At 70.7% G+C, this 19,833-nt stretch carries 19 protein-coding genes; 10 read left to right on the forward strand and 9 right to left on the reverse strand.

From position 1 onward, the window contains the following. Positions 1 to 114: 114 nt before the first annotated feature. Positions 115 to 792, reverse strand: coding sequence for a TetR family transcriptional regulator (locus CLV67_RS23310; protein WP_106321788.1), 678 nt, complete (start codon positions 790 to 792; stop codon positions 115 to 117). Positions 793 to 854: 62 nt separating this feature from the next. On the opposite strand from CLV67_RS23310, the gene CLV67_RS23315 reads away from it, so the two are divergent. Further along, positions 855 to 1,811, forward strand: coding sequence for a hypothetical protein (locus CLV67_RS23315; RefSeq protein ID WP_106321790.1), 957 nt, complete (start codon positions 855 to 857; stop codon positions 1,809 to 1,811). A 168-nt stretch (positions 1,812 to 1,979) separates the two neighbouring features. Here CLV67_RS23315 and CLV67_RS23320 read toward each other — a convergent pair whose 3' ends face one another. After that, positions 1,980 to 3,374 (reverse strand): HAMP domain-containing sensor histidine kinase, encoded by a 1,395-nt coding sequence (locus CLV67_RS23320; protein WP_106321792.1) that lies wholly within the window; start codon positions 3,372 to 3,374, stop codon positions 1,980 to 1,982. Continuing rightward, positions 3,371 to 4,057, reverse strand: a complete 687-nt coding sequence (locus CLV67_RS23325) for a response regulator transcription factor (protein WP_106321794.1) — start codon at positions 4,055 to 4,057, stop codon at positions 3,371 to 3,373. The genes CLV67_RS23320 and CLV67_RS23325 overlap by 4 nt, the downstream gene beginning before the upstream one ends. A 101-nt stretch (positions 4,058 to 4,158) precedes the next feature. On the opposite strand from CLV67_RS23325, the gene CLV67_RS23330 reads away from it, so the two are divergent. Further along, a complete protein-coding gene (locus tag CLV67_RS23330; RefSeq protein ID WP_106321796.1) occupies positions 4,159 to 4,611 on the forward strand; it encodes a hypothetical protein in 453 nt (150 codons plus the stop codon). Here the strand turns inward: CLV67_RS23330 and CLV67_RS23335 are convergent, their stop codons facing one another. Then, complete coding sequence (locus CLV67_RS23335; RefSeq protein ID WP_106321798.1) at positions 4,612 to 5,619, reverse strand: hypothetical protein; 1,008 nt, start codon at positions 5,617 to 5,619, stop codon at positions 4,612 to 4,614. After that, complete coding sequence (locus tag CLV67_RS23340) at positions 5,616 to 6,185, reverse strand: SigE family RNA polymerase sigma factor (protein WP_106321800.1); 570 nt, start codon at positions 6,183 to 6,185, stop codon at positions 5,616 to 5,618. The genes CLV67_RS23335 and CLV67_RS23340 overlap by 4 nt, the downstream gene beginning before the upstream one ends. 49 nt (positions 6,186 to 6,234) lie before the next feature. On the opposite strand from CLV67_RS23340, the gene CLV67_RS23345 reads away from it, so the two are divergent. From CLV67_RS23345 to CLV67_RS23370, 6 genes are all read left to right on the forward strand, one after another. Further along, positions 6,235 to 6,843, forward strand: coding sequence for an MBL fold metallo-hydrolase (locus tag CLV67_RS23345; RefSeq protein WP_106321802.1), 609 nt, complete (start codon positions 6,235 to 6,237; stop codon positions 6,841 to 6,843). 47 nt (positions 6,844 to 6,890) lie between these two features. Continuing rightward, positions 6,891 to 9,038 carry a hypothetical protein gene (locus tag CLV67_RS23350; RefSeq protein ID WP_106321803.1) on the forward strand — a complete coding sequence of 716 codons (2,148 nt, stop codon included), beginning with the start codon at positions 6,891 to 6,893 and terminating at the stop codon, positions 9,036 to 9,038. A 157-nt stretch (positions 9,039 to 9,195) separates the two neighbouring features. Continuing rightward, on the forward strand, positions 9,196 to 9,663 hold the full coding sequence (locus tag CLV67_RS23355; protein WP_106321804.1) for a hypothetical protein: 468 nt from the start codon (positions 9,196 to 9,198) through the stop codon (positions 9,661 to 9,663). 13 nt (positions 9,664 to 9,676) lie between these two features. After that, positions 9,677 to 9,955 carry a hypothetical protein gene (locus CLV67_RS23360; RefSeq protein ID WP_106321805.1) on the forward strand — a complete coding sequence of 93 codons (279 nt, stop codon included), beginning with the start codon at positions 9,677 to 9,679 and terminating at the stop codon, positions 9,953 to 9,955. A gap of 69 nt (positions 9,956 to 10,024) precedes the next feature. Continuing rightward, entirely contained in the window at positions 10,025 to 11,866 is a 1,842-nt protein-coding gene (locus tag CLV67_RS23365) for a S8 family serine peptidase (protein ID WP_106321807.1), read from the forward strand. A gap of 257 nt (positions 11,867 to 12,123) precedes the next feature. Then, on the forward strand, positions 12,124 to 12,777 hold the full coding sequence (locus CLV67_RS23370; RefSeq protein WP_106321809.1) for a DUF3159 domain-containing protein: 654 nt from the start codon (positions 12,124 to 12,126) through the stop codon (positions 12,775 to 12,777). Here the strand turns inward: CLV67_RS23370 and CLV67_RS23375 are convergent. Both CLV67_RS23375 and CLV67_RS23380 read right to left on the reverse strand, forming a co-directional pair. Then, positions 12,759 to 13,355, reverse strand: a complete 597-nt coding sequence (locus CLV67_RS23375; RefSeq protein ID WP_106321811.1) for a hypothetical protein — start codon at positions 13,353 to 13,355, stop codon at positions 12,759 to 12,761. The two genes, CLV67_RS23370 and CLV67_RS23375, sit on opposite strands and share 19 nt — an antisense overlap. Further along, positions 13,352 to 13,873 (reverse strand): RNA polymerase sigma factor, encoded by a 522-nt coding sequence (locus tag CLV67_RS23380; protein WP_106322040.1) that lies wholly within the window; start codon positions 13,871 to 13,873, stop codon positions 13,352 to 13,354. The genes CLV67_RS23375 and CLV67_RS23380 overlap by 4 nt, the downstream gene beginning before the upstream one ends. Before the next feature lie 92 nt (positions 13,874 to 13,965). Here CLV67_RS23380 and CLV67_RS23385 point away from each other — a divergent pair, with 92 nt between their 5' ends. Beyond that, positions 13,966 to 16,218 (forward strand): molybdopterin oxidoreductase family protein, encoded by a 2,253-nt coding sequence (locus CLV67_RS23385; RefSeq protein WP_106321813.1) that lies wholly within the window; start codon positions 13,966 to 13,968, stop codon positions 16,216 to 16,218. 701 nt (positions 16,219 to 16,919) lie between these two features. Beyond that, entirely contained in the window at positions 16,920 to 17,573 is a 654-nt protein-coding gene (locus CLV67_RS23390) for an HAD family hydrolase (protein ID WP_106321815.1), read from the forward strand. 414 nt (positions 17,574 to 17,987) lie between these two features. Here CLV67_RS23390 and CLV67_RS23395 read toward each other — a convergent pair whose 3' ends face one another. Next, positions 17,988 to 18,581 carry a response regulator transcription factor gene (locus CLV67_RS23395; RefSeq protein WP_106321817.1) on the reverse strand — a complete coding sequence of 198 codons (594 nt, stop codon included), beginning with the start codon at positions 18,579 to 18,581 and terminating at the stop codon, positions 17,988 to 17,990. Further along, positions 18,578 to 19,819 carry a sensor histidine kinase gene (locus CLV67_RS23400; protein WP_106321819.1) on the reverse strand — a complete coding sequence of 414 codons (1,242 nt, stop codon included), beginning with the start codon at positions 19,817 to 19,819 and terminating at the stop codon, positions 18,578 to 18,580. The genes CLV67_RS23395 and CLV67_RS23400 overlap by 4 nt, the downstream gene beginning before the upstream one ends. Positions 19,820 to 19,833: the final 14 nt, after the last annotated feature.

Raw genomic sequence — 19,833 nt, forward strand, 5'->3', positions numbered from 1 at the left:
AGAACGCTGATCGAGAAGTCACTCATCGAGCCGAGCGTGCACCGACGCCTGGGGCGAGGGTTCCGTCGAGGCCCAGGGTGCGCGTTCTCCGCGCCAGGTGAGGATGTCAGGAAGCTACCCGTCGGCTGTCTTCGGGTGTGGTTCCGGACCGCTTTCGCTGCCCGCAACAGCTTCGAAATACGTGTCTATTCCGCCGCGCACCGCCGCGAAAGCGCGTTCAGCGGCGCTGATGATCGCGGTGCGTACGGTATCGCGGTGTTCGCCGAGTGATATGCGGCGCCGGATCTCCGCATGCAGCGCCCGGTCCACCCCGGCGATGACCGCGGCAGTGGCATGCGGAACCAAGGGATCCGTGGTCGTCCCACTCATCTCAGCAAGCTTTTCCGCCAGTGCGGCCTCGGTCAGCTCGGCGAGAAGGCGTGCCCTTGCCTGGAGCGCCGGGCTTCCGTCGACAACCCGCCAGAAAGCGACTATGTCGCTGTCGATCCCCAAGGTGGGGTCATTCCGGCGCACCGCGTCCAGGAAGGCGCGATGTACCGCTTCCACAACCGATTCGCCGGGAGCGCGGCCGGCGGCTGCCCGTGCGAGTCGTTGCACCACGTCGGCCTGGCGGTCGAAGAAGAGGTCCTCCTTCGTGGGGAAGTAGTTGAAGACAGTGTTGACCGAGACCCGTGCGGCTCCCGCAACGTCGGACACCGTGACCCGATCGAAGCCGTTGCTGAGGAAAAGTGACAAGGCGGTGTCTGCGATCGCGGTTCGTGTCGCCTGCTTCTTCTCGTCTCGTAGCCCCACACCAAGATTCTAACGTCACCCCAAACTTGGTGTCACACCAAGTTTCACGTACGGTGTCGGTCATGGCGCTTCTCTTCGGCATCTACCCCGGCGGTCTCAGCGGTGCGGCAGACGGCTCAGTCACCGATGGCCCCGCCGAACATCCCCAGCGCATCAACGCCGCTCTCGACGCTCTGCATGGTGGGCATCCGTTTCTCGTCCGCGGCTACCTGCACTACAGCGATGCGGCGCCGGGCGTTGTGCAGGCCCCGCAGAACCCCGCCCAGTACGCAACCGGCAGTCGGCGCCTCGACCTGGTGCTGTGCTTCCGAGAACCCGGGCACGACCTCAGCGGTTGGTTGGAATTCATCCGCGCACAGGTGCGCCGACACGCGGCATGCCTCGCCACACTGCAGATCACCGAGGAAGCGAACCACTCCGGCCCCGGCGGGGACGGCGGCTTCCCGGCCGCGCGACAGGCGCTGGTCGAAGGCGTCATCACCGCGAAGCGCGAAGTGATCCGGCTCGGACTCGACGCTCGGATCGGCTGCAACTCCACGGCCGTCTTCGACCCGGCCCAAGAGTTCTGGACCGACCTCGGCCGTCGAGGCGGTGACGAATTCCGGTCCGCCCTCGACTACGCCGGCCTCGACTTCTTTCCCGATGTCTTCCAGCCGATCCCGGCCGAACGTCTTACCGAGATGGTCGAAGGGGTCATCGAACTCTTCCGCCACCAGAGCCTCGCCGCGGCGGGAATCGAAAGATCCGTACCGATCCACATCACCGAGCACGGCTGGGGAACCGGCGCCCAGCGGCCGTATTCCCGTCAGGCCGAAGTGCTCGAAACCGTCGTGCGCACCATTGCCGGACACAGCGAAGAGCTCAACATCACCACGTACGAACACTTCGCACTACGAGACGCGAACACCAGCCACGACAATGCCCTTTTCCAACTCGGCATCCTCGACTCCGACTACCAGCCGAAACCGGCAGCCAGCACCTACCGAGATCTCATCAGCGAACTGAGCGTCAGGATGTGAGAGACACTCAGCCCGGCAGACCCGGACGCCGCCCGGTCGATCATGACGGGCTGTAGTCGACCGTTGGTTATCCGGCTCGGCCGCGAGCCCGCGGCCGACGCAGGGTCTGCGGCCGCGAGCGCAGCCGTCGTGTCCGATCGCGGATGACCTACCAGCCATACCCCGGCATCAAGAACGCCCGTCCGAGCCGGGCACAGGCGGCAAGCGCGTGCCGGAATTGGGTGGCGAGCCCGTGCCGGGAGTCGGCGCGGCCGGGCCGGCGGAAGACGACAAAGCTGTGCCGGGCGAGGGCGACGAAGCCGTACCGGAAAGGGTTGGAAGCTCCAGGCGGACGACCGCACCGCCGGACCCCGGGGGGTCGATCTCGAAGGTGGTGGCCACCTGCCGGGCGATGTCCAGGCCCAAGCCGGTGGAGTCGCCGCCGGAGGTGCCCCGGTGGGCCGCCTCCGCCGGGAACCCGGGACCGTCGTCGGCGACCGTCAGCATCGCGCCGTCGCCCGGGCGCCCGGCCGTGGTCAGGGTGACGGAGAAGGCCGTGCCGTCGGGGGTGTGCGCGAAGACGTTGCCGAGCAGAGCGTCCAGCGCCGCCGCCAGATCGTCGGCGGCCACGGCGACCGGCGTCGGCCCGGAGGGCAGCTCCTGATGCAGGGGCCGGCCGGTGTCCTCGGCGAGCACCGCCCAGAACGCGACCCGCCCCGCGACCACCGCGGTGGCGTCGCAGCCCACCGAAGCGGCCGGGGTTTCGGCACGGCGGGCCTGCTGGATGACCGCGGTCACCGCCCTGGCCACCTGATCAGCCGCGGAGGCGACGCGGGCCGCCTCGTCGGGGTCCCGCAGCGATTCCGCTTCCAGCCGCAGTGCGGTGAGCGGGGTGCGCAGGCGGTGGGAGAGGTCGGCGATCCGTTCCCGTTCGGTGGCGAGCAGGTCCTGGATGCGGCCGGCCAGGTGGTTCAGCGCGCCGGCCACCTCGCGCAGCTCGGGTGGGCCGGACGGGTCGGCGCGGGCGGTCAGTTCGGCGCGGGCCAGGCGGTGTGAGACGGCGGAGAGTTCGGTGATCGGGCGGGTGATGGCACGGGCCAGGCGGTCGGCCACGAAGAGCCCGAGCAGCACCAGCGTGCCGCCGAGAGCGGCCAGGGTGGCCCAGGCGCGGGTCACGCCACGGGTCAGTTCGGCGTCGGTGACCAGTGTGCGGATGACGACGGTGGTGCCGTCGGAGCCGACGACCGGGACCACCAGTTCCCGGCCCTGGCCGGTGGTGACGGTCAGGGAGCCGTGCCGGGCGGCGGCCAGGCGGACCGCGGGAGTGGGGCCGGCCGGTGTGCCGAGGACCGTGCCGTCCGGGAGGAAGACGCTGACCGGCACGGTCTGAGCCTCGACGGTGAGCCGCAGCGCCGTGGTGTCGCCGGTCGCGGCCAGCGGCACGATCGACTGCACCACGTCGTCGGCCCGGCTCAGCGCCCGGTCCTGAGCGACCTGCCGGATCAGCGCGCCGAGCGGTACGAGGAACGCGAGCAGCATCAGCACGGTGGTCGCGGCGACCAGCAGGGTCAGCCGTGCCCTCATGCCGGCTCGCTCAGCTTCACGCCGACACCGCGGACCGTGTGCAGGTATCGCGGCTCCTGCGCGGTCTCGCCGAGTTTGCGGCGCAGCCAGGACAGGTGCACGTCGACGGTCTTGTCGGCGCCGCCGTACGGCACCTGCCACACCTCGCTGAGCAGTTCCCGTTTCGTGACGACCTGCCCGGCACGTAGCGCCAGATGGTGCAGCAGGTCGAATTCGCGCGGGGTCAGCTCGACGGTCGTGCCGTCCAGGGTCACGGTGCGGGCGGCCTGATCGATGCGCAGACCGCCCACCTCGATGGCCGGCGCCGTCTCCGAAAGACCGGTGCCGTCGCGCCGCAGCACTGCCCGGATCCGGGCGTCGAGCTGGGCGGCGGTGAACGGTTTGACGACGTAGTCGTCGGCGCCGGCGTCGAGCAGCCGGACCATCTCGGACTCCTCGTCGCGGGCGGTCGCCACGATCACCGGGATGCGGCTGACCGCCCGGAGCATGCGCAGCAGCTCGCGCCCGTCGAGGTCGGGCAGGCCCAGGTCGAGGACGATGAGGTCGGGCCGTTCGGCGAGGGCCGTCTGCAGCCCCTCCATGGCGGCCGCTGCCGCCGCCACCGCGTGCCCGCGTTCGCGCAGGGCACGCAGCAGGGTGGTCCGGATCGCCGGATCGTCCTCGATGAGCAGGAGTCTCGCCACGGCTGCACGGTAGCCCCCGGGACCGACGAAAATGCCGTTCTTTACCTTCCCTTAGCGGTGAGCGGTGCCCGGCTTAGCGTCCGGCGGCGGATAGTTGCCGGGTGCGCCTCATCGACCGGCTCGGCCGGCTACCCCTGGTCATCGCGATCGGATGGATCGTCGCCGCGTTCCTCGCGGTGACAGTCGGCGTGGTCGGGATCGGCCTGGTCGGGTCGGGGCTGCTGACGTCGCGGACCGGTGAGCCGGTCAGTGAGAACGAGGTGCGGCGGGCGCTGGAGGAGATCGGGGAGCCGTCCGGGTCGCCGTCCGCGGAGGTGACACCGAGCCCGGCGACGACCGCGGAGACGGCGAGGTCGGTTCCCACCGAGGGCGGGATCGTGGTCGCCGACTGCCGGCGCATCCTGTCCCTGTCCCCGGCGCAGGGTTTCGAGGTGCACGACCAGAAGGCCGACGAGGGCGAGTTCCGGGCGGTCGGCGGGCATCGCAAGGTGGAGGTCGAGCTGACCGGGTGTGACCGGGGAATGCCGCGGATCGCGGTGACCGTCGACGACTGATCACCGCGCGGGCAGCCAGGTGGTGTCGGGTTCCGGGCCGACGATGAGGTCCTCGGTGATCCGGATGAGGTCGGTGCGGCTCACCGCGTACCCCGCGCCGATCATGACCCGCAGCAGACGGCCGTCGCCGAGGTCGACCCGGGCGGACGCCGACGCCCCGCGGCACGCCGAGAGACGCGCGGGCAGGTCCGGGCAGCCGAGATGCGTGTCGCCCAGGTGGATCGCCCCGGGCCGGCCGCGCAACGTGACCGGCTCGCCCTTGGCCGTGGAGACCTCCCACACCAGCTCGGCCTCGATCGCCCGGTCTCGCCGGAGGACCTCGTGCCACCGGACGGCGGTGCCACTCAGCCCGGCGCTGACCGGTCCGGTGAACGTCTCCGGCAGCCAGCCGAAGGCCAGTGAGACCTCCGCGACGGCGCTCGGATCCGGCTCGATCGACGCGGCCACCTGCCGGGCCACCTGTCCGGTCCGGTCTGACCGGCCCACCGACACGCTCAGGAACGACCGGTCGTCGACTTCGACCCAGACCTTTCCCGGACCCGGGTACGCCCACGCGCGCCGCCCGCCGAGGGTGAGTGGGTCGAACCCGGACGGGTCGAACTGCGAGCGCGGGACCAGGAACAGGTGGACCATGTCGTCGCCGTCGGCTCCGCGTTGCCAGGTGCGCGTCTGCGACACCGGCCCGGTTCCGGGGACCGTTCCCATCCGCCCGACCTCGGTGAGCCCGGCCGGCAGCCATCCGGGGCGATACCCGACCGGGGCGCGGGTTGCGGTCGGCCGGGGGCTCACGGCCGGTTTCCTGTCGGGCAAGATCTTGGTGGGCGTACGAGGCCAGACCGCGACCGCCACTCCCGTCCCGGTGACCGCGGCCGCCGACGCCACCAGCAGTCCCCGCCGCTGCCGGTGTGCCCGGGCACGGGCCGCGATCCCGGCCGCGACCGGACCAGGGTCGTGCGCCCGGTCGGCGACCGTCGCCAGCGCGTCCCGCAGCATCTCGTCGTCGTTCATCGGACCTCTGCCTCCAAACGGAGCTTGGCCAGGGCCGTCGACGCCTGCGCGCGCACGGTCGACGCCCGGCTCCCCATCAGCTCGGCGATCTCGTCGTAGGTGTGGCCCTCGAAGTACCGCAGCACGATCACCGCCCGCTGCCGTGGCGGCAGAGCGGCCACCCGGCGGATCAGCTCGTCGCGTTCCTGCCGTGCGGCGAGCGGGTCGACGGCCTCGGCGCGGGTGTCCAGCTGCTCGTGCGACATCGGGACGACCCGTCCCCACCTGCGTCGCAGGGACAAGAACTCGTTCAGGACCATGCGTTTCACGTACGCCTCGGGTTGTTCCATCCCCGAGATCCGCCGCCACCGTCCGGAGACCCGGACCATCACCTCGCCGACGATGTCGTCGGCCTGGTGCGGATCGCAGGTGAGGACGGTCGCGTAGCGCAGCAGCGCCCCGAGCCGCGCCCCGGCGAACTCCTCGAACGAACTATTTTCAATGTGGCGAGGCCGGGCCTCCCGGCCGTCCGCCGACAACCTCGCGCCGCCGGGCTCGACGCCAGATTGAAAATGGTTCGCTGTCATGCCCCTCCAACGCTCCCGATCCGGCAAGTGCTTAGCGGACAATCCAGGAATGCTGCGTGTGGATCACGGTGTCGTCTCCGGCACCTTCAGCCTGGACGGTCAGACCTTCGACGTCGACAACAACATCTGGGTCGTCGGCGACGACGAGGAGTGTGTGGTGATCGACGCCCCGCACGACGTGGACGCGATCCTCAAGGTGGTGGGGGACCGGCGCCTGGTCGCGATCGTCTGCACTCACGCCCACGACGATCATGTGCGGATGGCGCCCGAGCTCCGCGAGCGGACCGGCGCGCCGATCCTGCTGCATCCGGCGGAGTGGCCGCTGTGGGAGCTGACCCACGGCTCGGACGTGTGGTGGAACATCGACCTGGCCGACGGCGCCCGCATCGAGGTGGCCGGCTCGGCACTGACGGTGCTGCACACGCCGGGTCACGCGCCGGGCGCGGTCTGCCTGCACGTCCCCGAACTGGACTGCGTGTTCACCGGCGACACCCTGTTCAACGGCGGGCCGGGCGCGACCGGCCGCTCCTATTCCGACGCGGATCTGATCGTCGAGTCGATCCGGGCGAAGCTGTTCGCCCTGCCGCCGTCGACCGTGGTGCACACCGGCCACGGCGACGACACGACGATCGGGGCGGAGGCCGACCGTCTGACATAGACGGTCACCCCTACGATCGGTGCCATCACCGGTAGTGAGGGGTATTGATGTCGGATCGCGGTCGCCTCCTACGTTCCCTGCTGACCGCCGACGTGCTCCTCCGCGTGGCCGCGGTCGTCCTGGCCGGACTGATCGTGGTCCGCTCGCTGTTGGCCGGCGCTGCCGGTGTCTGGTCGATGGTGCTGGTCCTGGCCTCGACGGCCGCCCTCTGGGCGGCCGTCCGGCTGGCCGCCCGCGTGCGTGTGGTGCTGACCGAGGCGACCGCCGACGCGCCGAGCCTGCCGTCGTTCATCGCCGACCGCCCGCGCTCCCGGCTCGCCGCGATCCTGGCGCTGCTGGTGCTGGTCGTGCACGCCGCGATCACCGGTTACGTCGGTGTCTGGACGATCATGATCGCCGTCCTGCTGGCCGCGATCGCGGCCCTGCTCAGCCCGAACCTGCGGCTCGTGCTGGTGCTCGGCACCACGGCCGTGGTGTTCGCCGCGGCGACCGTCTTCGTGGCCACGTTCTTCCAGGGCAGCACCGAGGCCCGCGCGCTGGTCGTCTCGCTGGCGGCGGTGGTCCTGCCGGTGCTCGTCTCGGACAAGCTGGTGGGCCTGTTCAAGCAGCCGGCGCTGACCACCACGCATCACGCGGTGCTGGCCGTGCTGACGCTGCTGCTCGGGTTCCTCGGGTGGACGCGCGCGGACTGGCTGCCCGGTGTCATGCACAACTGCTACACGCTGCCGACCTCGACCGGCATCACGATGCTGCGGGCCACCGCCGACGGCAGCCGCTGCTACGGCCTGCTCGACACGGCCGACGCCGGGGTCTTCGCGGCGGCCGCGTTCGGCCGCGATCCGGTGACGACCGCCCTGGAGCGCCGGATCCTGGCCGCCAACCGGCCCCTCGAGGAGGGTGACCTGACCGTGGTCTGGCTGGGTGCGCTCTCCTGCGATCCACTGCCGGGCGACGCGACCCGTTGCGCCGACGGCCGCGACTACCCGTCGGAACGCGACCAGCTGCGTGCCATGCTCTTCGCCCAGCGGCACATCGAGGAGACCACCGACCACCGGCTGCACGTCGTCATCGCCGACGCCACGCAGGACGTCCGGCACGCCGACGACATCGCCAAGATGATCATCGAGCGGCGTGCCGCCCTCGGCTCGCGGGTGGCGGTGATCGGTGGCGGCGACAGCCGGGACACCACGCAGAGCGCCATCAACCGGCTGCTCGACGCCGGTATCCCGTTCATCGCGCCGAACCTGCTGGCCGACCTGGGTGCGCCCGGCCGCCCGTTCGTCGATCGGCCCGGTTACCTCCAGCTGGCCCCGCCGAACCTGGCCTACGCCGAGCACACCGCCGGCCTGCTGTCCGCCGAGTTCCCGAAGGGCTTCCGGCTCGATATCTACCAGCACCCCAGCCCCACCGACCTCTACACGACGTCGCTGGTCAACGACCTGCTGGCCGCGGTACGCCCGATCGCGGGCGCCAGTGCGCGGCATGTCGCGGCCCTGGACCGGATCGACGAAACGATCTGCGCGGACGCCGAGGGCCCGCCCACCGTCACGTATTTCGCCGACCGGTGGACCCGGTTCGCCGAGTTCGTCCAGCGGCTCAAGGAGGTGTGCGGTCATTCCCGGCCGCGCCTGGTGATCGCCGACGGTTCGGTGAGCCGGTTCATGGCCAACTACCAGCTGCGGGCGGTCAGCACCGCGGACTGGCCGGTCGACTACTACGTCGGCGGCCCCGGCTGCTCGGCTCTGACCGATCCGTCCCTGGATGTACTGACCAAGCAGATCCAGCACTTCCACGGCCTGTTCGGCATGGCCGAGAACGCCACCTTCACCTGTGCCGACCGTGCCCCGGGAGCCAACGGCGAGCTCCGTGACGCCTGCACGCTCGACGCCGCCGCCAAGCGGGCCAGCCAGCCCTGCCAGCCCAACGATCTGGGCGGCTTCCTGCTGCCGGCCTGGGACGCGGTTCTGCTCGCCGACGCCGTGCTGCCGCCGGTCGACCCCGACGGGCAGCAGGCGCCCGCCGACTACCTGGCCGGGCTCAAGGTCACCGGACTGCAGCTGTCCACGCGTGAATCCGTCGCCTACGTGTACCGCGGGCGTCTGCAGGACCCCACGGTTCCCGTGCTGCTCTGGCACGTGGACCCGCTCAACGACCCCAGCCGTGTCTGGGAGCTGCCGAGCCCCGCACTTCGCTGACTTTCCGCTGGGCTCGGCCGGGGCCAGTCTCCTCCTCGTCGGGTGCGGGCGCTGGGTTTCGCGTACTCCCATGACGCTCCGAATTGTTTCGATTACGTTGCGTTATCGGCACGCGGGTCGGTCATCGGGGATCGCCCGCAAACCGAGGGGAGAAACCATGAGCACGGCTACGTACGCGCCGACCGGTCCGGCAACGACGTTCGGCTCGGCGTATGGCCCGCAGTTCGGGCTCGACTCGCAGCTCGCCCAGATGGGCCAGTTCGCGCAGCAGTCCCCGTTCCAGCAGCAGTTCCCGTTCCAGCAGCAGTCGCCGTTCCAGCAGTCGCCGTTCCAGCAGCAGTCGCCGTACCTGCAGCAGCAGCTCCCGTTCCAGCAGCAGCACCAGCTGCAGCACGCGATCGCACAGCACGTGCAGCAGTCGATCGCCAACCAGGTGCAGCAGGCCCAGATCCAGCAGGCCATCGCGCAGCAGGTACAGCAGGCCCAGATCCAGCAGGCGGTCGCCCAGCAGATGCAGCAGGCGCAGCTTCAGCAGGCCATCGCCCGGCACTGGCAGCAGGGCCACCCCGGCGCGCTGTACGGCGGCCTGCCGGGAAGCCCGTACGGCCAGACCATGTGGAACTGATCCGGAGCCGGCCGTGACCTATCTCAGCACGATGCCGTTCGGATCCTTCGTGGCGGAACCTCCCGTCGAGGCGATGCGGCAGCCGGCGGCCGCGAGCATCCAGCGCTGCTACCGCTGGCTGGAAGCGGCGTCACCGGTGCTGCCGCAGGTCGCGGCCCTGGCGCCGGGCCTGGTCACGGCCGTCCAGCAGTACGCGGCACAGCAGTACGCGGCCAGCCTGCACCAGTCGGGGGCGGTGCTGCAGACCGTGCAGCACCTGCGTGCGACCGTGCCCGGCCTGCCCGCGCTGTGAGCGACGATTTTGAGCGGCCGGGCCCCTGAGCGGGCCCGGCCGCACCTCGAACTGATCCGGAGACTGACGATGACCGACCCAAACTCCGCCGTACCGGTCGGCTCGCGGCGGGAGCGTTACCTGGTGGCGCCGCTAGGCGCCCCGCCCGAGGCCGACCGCCTGTTCGCCCGGCTGGCGGAGGACTCCGCCACCACCGTGCATCGAGTCGTCACCACCGCACCGGCCTTCGCGGTGGTGGAGATGGACGCCGACCGGGCCGCCATGCTGACCATGTCCGGAGCCGTGCATGTCGAGCCGGATCTGCCGCTGCGCTACGCGTCGCCGGTGCAGGACCCGGCGGTGATCCCGCCCGGCGAGGTCGCGAAGGTGCCTTTCCTGGTCACCGGCAGCGACGGCCGTCCCCTGGAGGGCGCCGAGGTCTACCTGATGCACGAGACGTTCCCGTTGCGCGGGGTGACCGGCGCCGACGGCCGTGTCGTGATCGACACCCCTGCCGGTGTGCTGCCGGCCGTCGACGGGGTGCACGTCAAACCCCGCTACGACTACTGGGCCGTGTGGCTGGGCCGTCCCGACCTGAGCACGGGCGCGCCGAACCTCGTGACGTGCCCGTCGTTCGCCGAGACGTTCCCCGGCTTCCCGCAGCGGCCGCTGGACGGCTGGGCGCGCCGGGCCATGCGGTTCGACGCGCTGCCGCCGACGTTCCGCGGTGACGGCGTACGGATCGCGATCGTCGACTCGGGCGCCTCGGTGGAACATCCCGACCTGCAGGGACGGGTCGTCGGCGACCGGGACCGCTGGTTCGACCCGGTCGGGCACGGAACCCACGTGGCCGGGATCATCGGCGGGGCCGACGACGGACACGGCGTCGTCGGGGTCGTGCCGGAGGCGGTGCTGCACTCCTGCCGGATCTTCCCGGACGGCCGGTTCAGCGACCTGATCGAGGCGATCGACCACTGCATCGCCGAGAAGATCGACGTGATCAATCTCAGCCTCGGCAACGCCCAGCCGTCGGCGCTGGTGGCCGCCCGCATCGAGCAGGCCCGCCAGGCCGGGATCGCCTGTGTGGCGGCGGCCGGTAGTTCCGGTGGCCCGGTCATGTTCCCGGCCTCGATGCCGACGGTGCTGGCGGTCGCGGCGATCGGCAAGCTCGGCGGCTATCCGCCGGAGAGCTTCCATGCCACCCGTGTGTACGGGGTACCGACCGTCGACGGATACTTCTCCGCCTCGTTCACCTGCCACGGGCCTGAGATCGACGTGTGTGCGCCGGGTGTGGCGATCGTGTCGTCGGTGCCGCCGTCGCACTACGCGGCGTGGGACGGCACCTCGTTCGCCGCGCCGTACGTGACCGGCCTCGCGGCCCTGCTGCTGGCCCATCACCCGGACTTCCGCAGCCGCTGGGCGAACCGGGACAGCGCCCGTGTGGACCGGCTGTTCGAGCTGATCAAGGGCAGTTGCCGGCCGCTGGCGCTGGGCGGGATGAGCCGTAGTGGCGCCGGGTTGCCGGACGCGGTCGCGGCGCTCGGACTGGTTCCGCCGGTGACGACGAGCCCGCCCGCGCATCCGATCCTGGCCGAACTGTGGACCATGATGGCCCAGTCCGGGCTGATCCCGGTGAGCGTGCCGACCGTGGGATCACCGGTGCATCTGCAGCCGGCCCACTTCGGGGCGCCCGCCTACTTCCCGGGTCACGGCTCTCCGGGCCAGGGCTCTCCGGGCCAGGGCTCTCCGGGCCAGGGCTCTCCGGGCCAGGGCTCTCCGGGGCACGGCTCTCCGGGCCACGGGGACGGCGCCGGGCAGCGCGACGGTCACGACCAGCCGAGCCGGATCACCCTGACCGCCCCGGCCGGCGAACCGCTGGACCCGCTGCGGGCCGCGATGCGCTCGGCCGGCCTGCTGCCCCAGAACAACTGAAGATCAAAACCCGGCTGTGTTGTACGGCTGTCTCAGCCTTGCTGAGACAGCGGTGCGGCACAGCCGGTTGACCACCGCATAAGCCCGGCGGTCGCGCTGTCGGCCGGGACCCCACGCCTGCGTCGCGGTGTAGGCCCGTTACTCCTCGTAGGCCGTACAAAAGAAAGCGAAGTAAGGGCGAGAGAAACGCCCACCTGGCGTCGACTGGGGTGAGACGGAGGGTTAGGCTGCCCTAACCTCACAAGGGGCGGGTGGAGATGGCGCAGCCGGAATCGCTGGCGGAGTTGCTGAACGGGCGGCGGGCCGCAGTCGACGCCTCACTGCCCGCGGTCGGGTTCGTGGCCGGCTGGCTGGCCTTCGGCGAGTCGATCTGGGCCGGCGCGATCGCCGCCGTGATCTGCGCGATCGGGCTGTCGGCGTGGCGGCTGCGCAAGGGCGACAAACCCCGCGCCGTACTGATCGGGCTGTTCGTGGTCTGCATCGCCGCCCTGATCGCGCTCTACACCGGCAAGGCGGAGAACTTCTTCCTGCTCCAGCTGCTCAGCAACGGCGCCAGCGTGCTCGCCTGGGTGATCAGCATCGTCATCCGCTGGCCGCTGCTCGGCATCGTGGTGGGCACCGTGCTCGGACAGAAGACCCGCTGGCGGCGTGACCCGGCACTGCTCAGGGCCTACTCGCGGGGCAGCTGGGTGTGGGTCGCCCAGTACGTGATCCGCGTCGCCGTGTTCCTCCCGCTCTACCAGGCCGGTTACATGGCCGCACTGGGCACCGCGCGGGTCCTGCTGTCCGGGCCGCTGGTCGCCGCGTGCCTGGCGGTGAGCTGGTGGGTGATCCGCCGCAGCCTTCCGGCGGACCACCCGGGCCTGCGTCATCCGGTCGTCGACGAGCCCGCTCAGAAGGCCGCTTCGTAGAGGTCGCGCAACCCGATCGAGTCAGCCTCACCGCTGTAGCCGCAGATCATCACGGTGTCGTCGGCAGCCGCCACCAGATAGTCCCGGCCCATCTCGAACTTTCCGCTGCCCAGCATCTGCTCGGAGCTCTCACCCTCCTGGGCCACCTCGACGGTGCCCACCGCCCCACCCCGGAACGTGCGGGAGACCGTGAGGGTGACCCGACCGTTTTCGATCTTCTGTACGGTGCCCTCGAAGGCGAAGTCGGCGGACTCCGCGAGCCGTTGCGGCTCCGGCTCGCGGCACTTGGCCTGTATGCCGGTGCTGAACAGGACGACGGTTCCCGACGCGGACGCGGACGCGGAGGCGGACGGGGTCGGCGCGGCCACCGGCTCGGGCGTTGCGGGCCTGGTCACGGCCCACGCGGTTCCGCCGGCGATCAGGATCAGCGCGGCGGCGACGGGCAGCGCCCACCGTCGGGTCGTACGGGACATGGCTTCCTCCACAAGGTGCGCGACCTGATCGGGGGAGGCCGGCTCCAGCGACGCCGCCGGGTCGGCGCGGCGCAGCCGGGCACGCAGATCGTCGTCGTCGGTCACGGCCGGCTCCCCTCTGTCGACTCCTCATGTCCGGAAGAGGTCAGGGTCTTTCGTAACTTCTCCTTGGCCCGGTGCAGCCGGATCGACGCGGCGTTCGCGCTGATGCCCAGCACCACGGCGATCCCGGCCGGGGCCAGGTCCTCCCACGCCCACAACCGCAGGATCTCGGCCTCCTTCGCGGTCAGCGACCGCAGCGCCCGCTCCAGATCGCCGTCCGGCGGGCCCGGCCCGTCCACGGTCGCCGGCGGCGGGTCGAGACGCGAGATCCGGGCCAGCAGCCGGACGTGGCGGCGCTGCCCGCGTTCGGCGTTGGCCAGGCAGTTGCGCGCGACCCCGTACGCCCAGGGAAGGTGTTCCTCAGGCATGTCATCGAGTCTCCGCCAGCAGATCAGCAGCGTCTCGGAGAGCACGTCGTCGGCGGTCGCCGGATCGGTGCGGCGGGCGAGATACCGCCGGACGGCGTCGATCACCGCCGGAGCCAGCCGCTCGAACCGCGCCCGGCGCGCGTCGGAGTTCACGAGGTCCACCCTGCTTCATGTCCGGCGGTAGGGGCGATCTTTCGGCTCGCGTGGCAGGATACCGACCAGTAACCCGACGTTGGGAGGCTGCCATGACGCGGACCGCGTACCGGACGTGCCCGTTCTGCGAAGCCGCCTGTGGCCTCGAGCTGACGGTCGACGGCGATCGGGTGACAGCCGCCCGCGGCGACCGCGAGCACGTCTTCAGCCACGGCTTCGTCTGCCCCAAGGGCGCGACGTTCGGGCAGCTCACCGACGATCCGGATCGGCTTCGGCAGCCACTGGTCAACGGCCGCGAGGCGTCCTGGGAAGAGGCCTTCGACGCGGTCCGGGCCGGCCTTCGCAAGATCATTGAGCGGTACGGTCCACACGCGCTCGCCGTCTACCTCGGCAATCCGAACGCCCACACGATGTCCGGCGGCCTGTACGTCACCCCGCTGATCCGGGCGCTCGCCAGTCGCAACGTGTACTCCGCGAGCACCGTCGACCAGATGCCGAAACACGTGTCGTGCGGCTACCTGTTCGGCAACCCGCTGACCATCCCGGTGCCGGACGTCGACCGTACCCATCTCATGCTGATCCTCGGCGCGAACCCGTGGGAGTCCAACGGCAGCCTCGCCACCGCTGCCGACTTCCCGGGCCGGCTCAAGGCGCTGCAGGCCCGCGGCGGCCGGTTCGTCGTCGTCGACCCGCGCCGCACCGTGACCGCCTCCCACGCCGACGAGCACCTGTTCATCCGGCCCGGCGCGGACGCGTTCCTGCTGTTCGGCATCGTGCACACACTGTTCGCCGAAGGCCTGACCGACCTCGGCGACCTCGCTCCTTCTGTGGAGGGGGTCGCCGAAGTGGAAGCCCTCGCCGCCGACTTCGCCCCGGAACGCGTCGCCGACGCCTGCGGCATCCCCGCCGAACGGATCCGCGGCCTGGCCCGCGAACTGGCCGCCGCCCCCTCCGCCGCCGTCTACGGCCGGATCGGCACCTGCACCGTCGAGTTCGGCACCCTCACCAGCTGGCTCGTCGACGTCGTCAACATCCTGACCGGCAACCTGGACCGGCCCGGCGGCGTCATGTTCCCGCTCGCACCGCACCTCAGCGACCAGCCCAAACGCGGAAAAGGGTTCCGTACCGGCCGCTGGCACAGCCGGGTCCGCGGACTACCCGAGGTCAAGGGTGAACTGCCGGTCGCGACCCTCGCCGACGAGATCGAGACACCCGGCGACGAGCAGGTCCGCGCGCTGATCACGATCGCCGGCAACCCGGTGCTGTCCACCCCGAACAGCGGGCGCCTCGACCGGGCGCTGGCCGGGCTCGACTTCATGGTCAGCGTCGACCCGTACCTGAACGAGACGACCCGCCACGCCGACGTCGTGCTCCCGCCGACCGACTCGGCGCGCAAGGGCCACTACGACTTCTCGTTCCTGGCGCTGTCGGTGCGCAACTTCGCGGCGTACTCCCCGCCGGTCCTGCCGCCCGAGGAGTCCGTGCCCGACGAGTGCGACATCCTGGCCCGCCTCACCCTGATCCTTTCCGGGCAGCCCGACAGTGATCCCGCGCTGCTGCACGACTTCCTGCTCCAGCAGGCCCTGCAGCGGGTGCCCGCCGAGCACCACGACGCGGTCACCGGCGACCATCCCGCCGAGCGGCTGCTCGACGTGGCGCTGCGCACCGGCGCCTACGGAGACGGGTTCGGCGCCCGGCCTGACGGCCTCAGCCTGCAGAAACTCATCGACAACCCGCACGGCGTCGACCTGGGTCCGCTGCGTCCCCGCCTCGCGTCGGCCCTGCGTACCCCATCCGGCAAGGTCGAACTCCTCGGTTCGTCGTCCGCCGCTTCGTCCGCCGCTTCGCCCGCCGCTTCGCCCGCCGCTTCGCCCGGCGTCTCGCCCGGCGTCTCGCCCGCCGCTGCGCTTGCAGGGGAGACGGCCCGCCTGCTCGCCGCCCTGGACCGGCGCCGCGATGAGATGGTCCTGGTCGGGCGGCGGCACCTGCGCTCCAACAACAGCTGGATGCACAACGTGCCCGCCCTCATCAAGGGCAGGGACCGCTGCACCCTGCAGATCAACCCGGCCGACGCCGAACGGCTGTCCCTCGCCGACGGCGACACCGCGCAGGTAACCTCCCGGGCCGGTGGCCTGACCGTCCGCGTAGAGGTCACCGACCGTGTCATGCCCGGCGTGGTCAGCCTCCCGCACGGCTGGGGCCACGACGTGCCCGGCACCCGCCTGTCAGTGGCCGCGACCAGCCCGGGCGTCAACTCGAACGTGCTGACCGACGAGCTGGTCATCGACCCGCTCTCCGGAAACAGCGTCCTCAACGGCATCCCGGTCGAGATCAAACCCACCTGATCGCGGTACGCCCAGCGCGTTCCGCCCCGCCACCGACCCTTCCGCCCGCTCAGCACCGAGCCGGCAGACGTCCACACCGCCCTCACTTCCGCCATGGTGATTCCCGATCATCCACTCCACACGGCAGGCCACCGCCCAAACCGTCCCCGACCAGCGTGGTGATCTGCGCCCACCCGCGGGCCGTGAGTCACCACGCAAGGCCGCCGCCTTCGTTGTGTGGTGATTTGTGCCCGCCCGCGAGCCGTAGGTCGTCACGCGTGGCCGTCGCCATTGTTGTGTGGTGATTTGCGCCCGCCCGGGAGCCGTGGGTCGCCACGCGTGGCTGCCCGCATTGTTGTGTGGTGATTTGCGCCCACCGGCGAGCCGTAGGTCGTCACGCGTGGCCGTCGCCATTGTTGTGTGGTGATTTGCGCCTGCCCGTGAGCCGTGGGTCGTCACGTTTGGCTGCCCGCCTTCGTTGTGTGGTGATTTGCGCCCACCGGCGAGCCGTAGGTCGCCACGTGTGGCCGTCGCCATTGTTGTGTGGTGATTTGCGCCTGCCCGGGAGCCGTGGGTCGCCACGTTTGGCTGCCCGCATTGTTGTGTGGTTATCTGCGCCCACCGGCGAGCCGTAGGTCACCACGTACGACTGGCGCGCCGCGGAGTTTGATCCGGAACCGTCGATGGCCCTTCGGAGGCGGTTCGGAACCTAAGCTGACGGGATGATCCGTGCGGTGGTCTTCGATGTCGGTGAGTGCCTTGTCGACGAGAGCCGGATCTTCGGGGAGTGGGCGGACTGGCTAGGCGTGCCGCGGCACACGTTCTCGGCCGTCTTCGGTGCGGTGATCGCGGCCGGGCAGGACCATCGGCGGGCGTTCGAGATCCTGCGTCCCGGGCTGGACCTGGCCGTTGAGCGGGAGAAACGGATCGCCGCTGAACAGCCGGAGGGTTTCGGCGAGGAAGACCTCTACCCCGACGTCCGACCAGCGCTGACCGCCCTGCGCTCTGCCGGACTGTGGGTCGGGATCGCCGGCAACCAGCCGACCCGGGCTGGTTTCGACCTGCGCGCACTGAATCTGCCGACCGACATGATCGGCACCTCCGAGGACTGGGGAGTGTCGAAACCGGACATCGCCTTCTTCCACGCGGTAGCCCGTGTCGTCCCCTGCGCACCGGACGAAACCCTCTACGTCGGTGACCGCCTGGAGAACGACGTACTGCCGGCCGGCGCGGCCGGTTTCCTCACCGCGCTCATCCGACGCGGACCGTGGGCTTTCATCCACCAGGGCGACCCAAGGGTCGACCTGGAAACGACCATGCGCGTCGACTCGCTGAGTGAACTACCGTCGCGGATAGCCACCTTCAACAACTCGTAGGCTCACGGCTCGCGGATCGGCATCTTGGCAACGTAGGTCCGCGGTTCGCAAATCGGCACCTTCCCAGCGCCGGTCGGCTCCCGCGTGCTGGTCCAATCCCGCGTCAGTCCGCGGGTTCGGTGTGGCAAACCGCAGCGCCTCAGTGCTGGATGATCATCTTGACCGGTTTCCGAAGGCGAGCTGTGCGGTATGGCTGCTTCCCGGTCCGGGAAAGGTCCGCGGCCCGCAGCTGGTCGGTCCATAGCAGCCATGGCCCGCAGCTGGTCGGTCCATAGCAGCCATGGCCCGCAGCTGGTCGATCGATGGCAGTCGCAGCCAGCAGGTAGATCGAGGGCGGTCGCGGCCGTCGGCCGGCTGATGGCAACTGTGGGTTCCAGCTGGTCGATCGATGGTGACTGCGGGGTGTGGTCGCGGTTAGATCCAGCCCATCCGCTGGGCGTGGTGGATGGCGGTCAGGCGGTTGGGGGCGCCCAGTTTGGTGATCGCGTTCGACAGGTAGTTGCGGACCGTGCCCTCGCTTAGGTGCAGCCGCGCGGCGATGTCGGCGACCGATGCGCCGGAGGCGGCGAGGGCGAGGGTGTCTCGTTCACGGTCGGTGAGTGGGCTCTCCCCGGCCATCATCGCCTCGGCCGCGAGTTCCGGGTCCAGGTAACGCCCGCCCGCGTGGATCTTGCGGATGGCGGCGGCGAGTTCCGCGCTGGAGGAGTCCTTCGGAATGAAGCCGCGCACCCCGGCGGCGATGGCCCGCCGCAGGTAGCCGGGACGGGTGAACGTGCTGAGGATCAGCATGGCGCGACCGGGCAGCCGTTCGGCGACGGTCAGGCCGTCGAGACCAGGCATCTCGATGTCGAGCACGATGACGTCCGGGTCGTGAGCGGTGACCGCGGCCAGCACCTCGTCGCCGCGGCCGCACTGGGCCACGACGGTCAGGTCCTCCTCGAACTCCAGCATCATGGCCAGCGCCTCCCGGATGAGGTGCTGGTCGTCGGCGAGCAGAACGCGGATCATGCGGCATTTCCAGGGGACGAGGCGGAGGCGGCGGAGGCTGGCGAGGCGAGGGAGGCCGGCAAGGTCGGAGAGACCGGGGAAGCGGGGGAGAACGACGGCGAGGAGGGGGCGACGGCACGGACCAGGAAGCGGCCGTCGCCGGTGGGCTGGGCGGTGAGTGAGCCGCCCACCGCGGTCAGGCGTTCGGCGAGTCCGGCCAGGCCGGTCCCGCCCGGTTCGGTGGCGGCGCCGACGCCGTCGTTGACGACTTCGAGGACGGCCGAGCCGTCGGCGGAGCGCAGCGTCACCGTGCACCAGGTGGCCGTACTGTGCCGCAGGATGTTGGTGGCGCTCTCCCGGACCACCCAGGCGAAGGGGCCGGCGGCCTCCGGAGCGACCGCATCGGGCGGCAGGTCGATCTTGCAGCGCACCCCGTCGGCCTCGAGGATCGACTGCACGCTGGCGATCTCGGAGGCCAGGTCCAGGATGCGGTACCCGCGGACGGCCTCGCGGATCTGTCGCAGACTGTCCTGGGCCAGGCCGCGGACCTCGGCCATCTGGGCGGCCGCCCGTTCCGTGTCGATGGCGGTCAGTTTGCCGGCGAGCTCGCTCTTCACGGCGATCACCGACAGGCTGTGCCCGACGAGGTCGTGCAGGTCCCGGGCGAACCGCAGGCGCTCCTCGGTGACGGCCAGCCGGGCCTCGGCGTCCTTGGTGGCGTGCGCCTGCTCGGTCAGGTCGAGGATCCAGATCCAGAGCTTGTTCGGGTACGCCAGCGCGAGGCACATGATGCTGTAGATGAGTATGTTCGCCGTGAACGGCAGCGGCTGCGGACCGGGGTTGATCTCGCTGACGGCCACGCAGACCGCGGCAGTGCCGAGTGCCAGCCCGAGCGTCTGCAGCTGACCGGCGCGGACCGTGACCAGGCAGACCCAGCCGACCGCGACCATGCCCCAGCCGGCCGGACCCGCGTCCTGCACCAGCATCACGACCACGGCCGCGACGCCGGTGACGATCATGTCGGTCCGTGTCCGGGCGGCGTGCCGCGGCCAGTCGGTGGCCACCGAGCGGGTCAGGCGAATCCCGTACCAGCTGAAGATCAGAATGGCGACCGCGGTGACCGCCAGACGAACCGGCTGGACCCGATCGTCCGCGATGGCCAGCCCGGTGCCGGCCGCCGCGCCGAACCACGCCAGGACCAGGCTGGAACTGAGGCTCCAGATGGTGATCATGCGAGCCCGTTTGATGCCCCCGCTCATGACGTCACCCTAGT

The organism is Actinoplanes italicus (assembly GCF_003001815.1).
In the GTDB taxonomy this organism is placed as follows: Bacteria; Actinomycetota; Actinomycetes; order Mycobacteriales; family Micromonosporaceae; genus Actinoplanes; species Actinoplanes italicus.

Coding starts and splice junctions, on each gene's coding strand:
- CLV67_RS23370 (WP_106321809.1), top strand. CDS start 12,124: ATGGCGCAGCCGGAATCGCTGGCGGAGTTGCTGAACGGGCGGCGGGCC.
- CLV67_RS23315 (WP_106321790.1), top strand. CDS start 855: ATGGCGCTTCTCTTCGGCATCTACCCCGGCGGTCTCAGCGGTGCGGCA.
- CLV67_RS23350 (WP_106321803.1), top strand. CDS start 6,891: ATGTCGGATCGCGGTCGCCTCCTACGTTCCCTGCTGACCGCCGACGTG.
- CLV67_RS23400 (WP_106321819.1), bottom strand. CDS start 19,819: ATGAGCGGGGGCATCAAACGGGCTCGCATGATCACCATCTGGAGCCTC.
- CLV67_RS23385 (WP_106321813.1), top strand. CDS start 13,966: ATGACGCGGACCGCGTACCGGACGTGCCCGTTCTGCGAAGCCGCCTGT.
- CLV67_RS23390 (WP_106321815.1), top strand. CDS start 16,920: ATGATCCGTGCGGTGGTCTTCGATGTCGGTGAGTGCCTTGTCGACGAG.
- CLV67_RS23340 (WP_106321800.1), bottom strand. CDS start 6,185: ATGACAGCGAACCATTTTCAATCTGGCGTCGAGCCCGGCGGCGCGAGG.
- CLV67_RS23335 (WP_106321798.1), bottom strand. CDS start 5,619: ATGAACGACGACGAGATGCTGCGGGACGCGCTGGCGACGGTCGCCGAC.
- CLV67_RS23365 (WP_106321807.1), top strand. CDS start 10,025: ATGACCGACCCAAACTCCGCCGTACCGGTCGGCTCGCGGCGGGAGCGT.
- CLV67_RS23395 (WP_106321817.1), bottom strand. CDS start 18,581: ATGATCCGCGTTCTGCTCGCCGACGACCAGCACCTCATCCGGGAGGCG.
- CLV67_RS23345 (WP_106321802.1), top strand. CDS start 6,235: ATGCTGCGTGTGGATCACGGTGTCGTCTCCGGCACCTTCAGCCTGGAC.
- CLV67_RS23320 (WP_106321792.1), bottom strand. CDS start 3,374: ATGAGGGCACGGCTGACCCTGCTGGTCGCCGCGACCACCGTGCTGATG.
- CLV67_RS23355 (WP_106321804.1), top strand. CDS start 9,196: ATGAGCACGGCTACGTACGCGCCGACCGGTCCGGCAACGACGTTCGGC.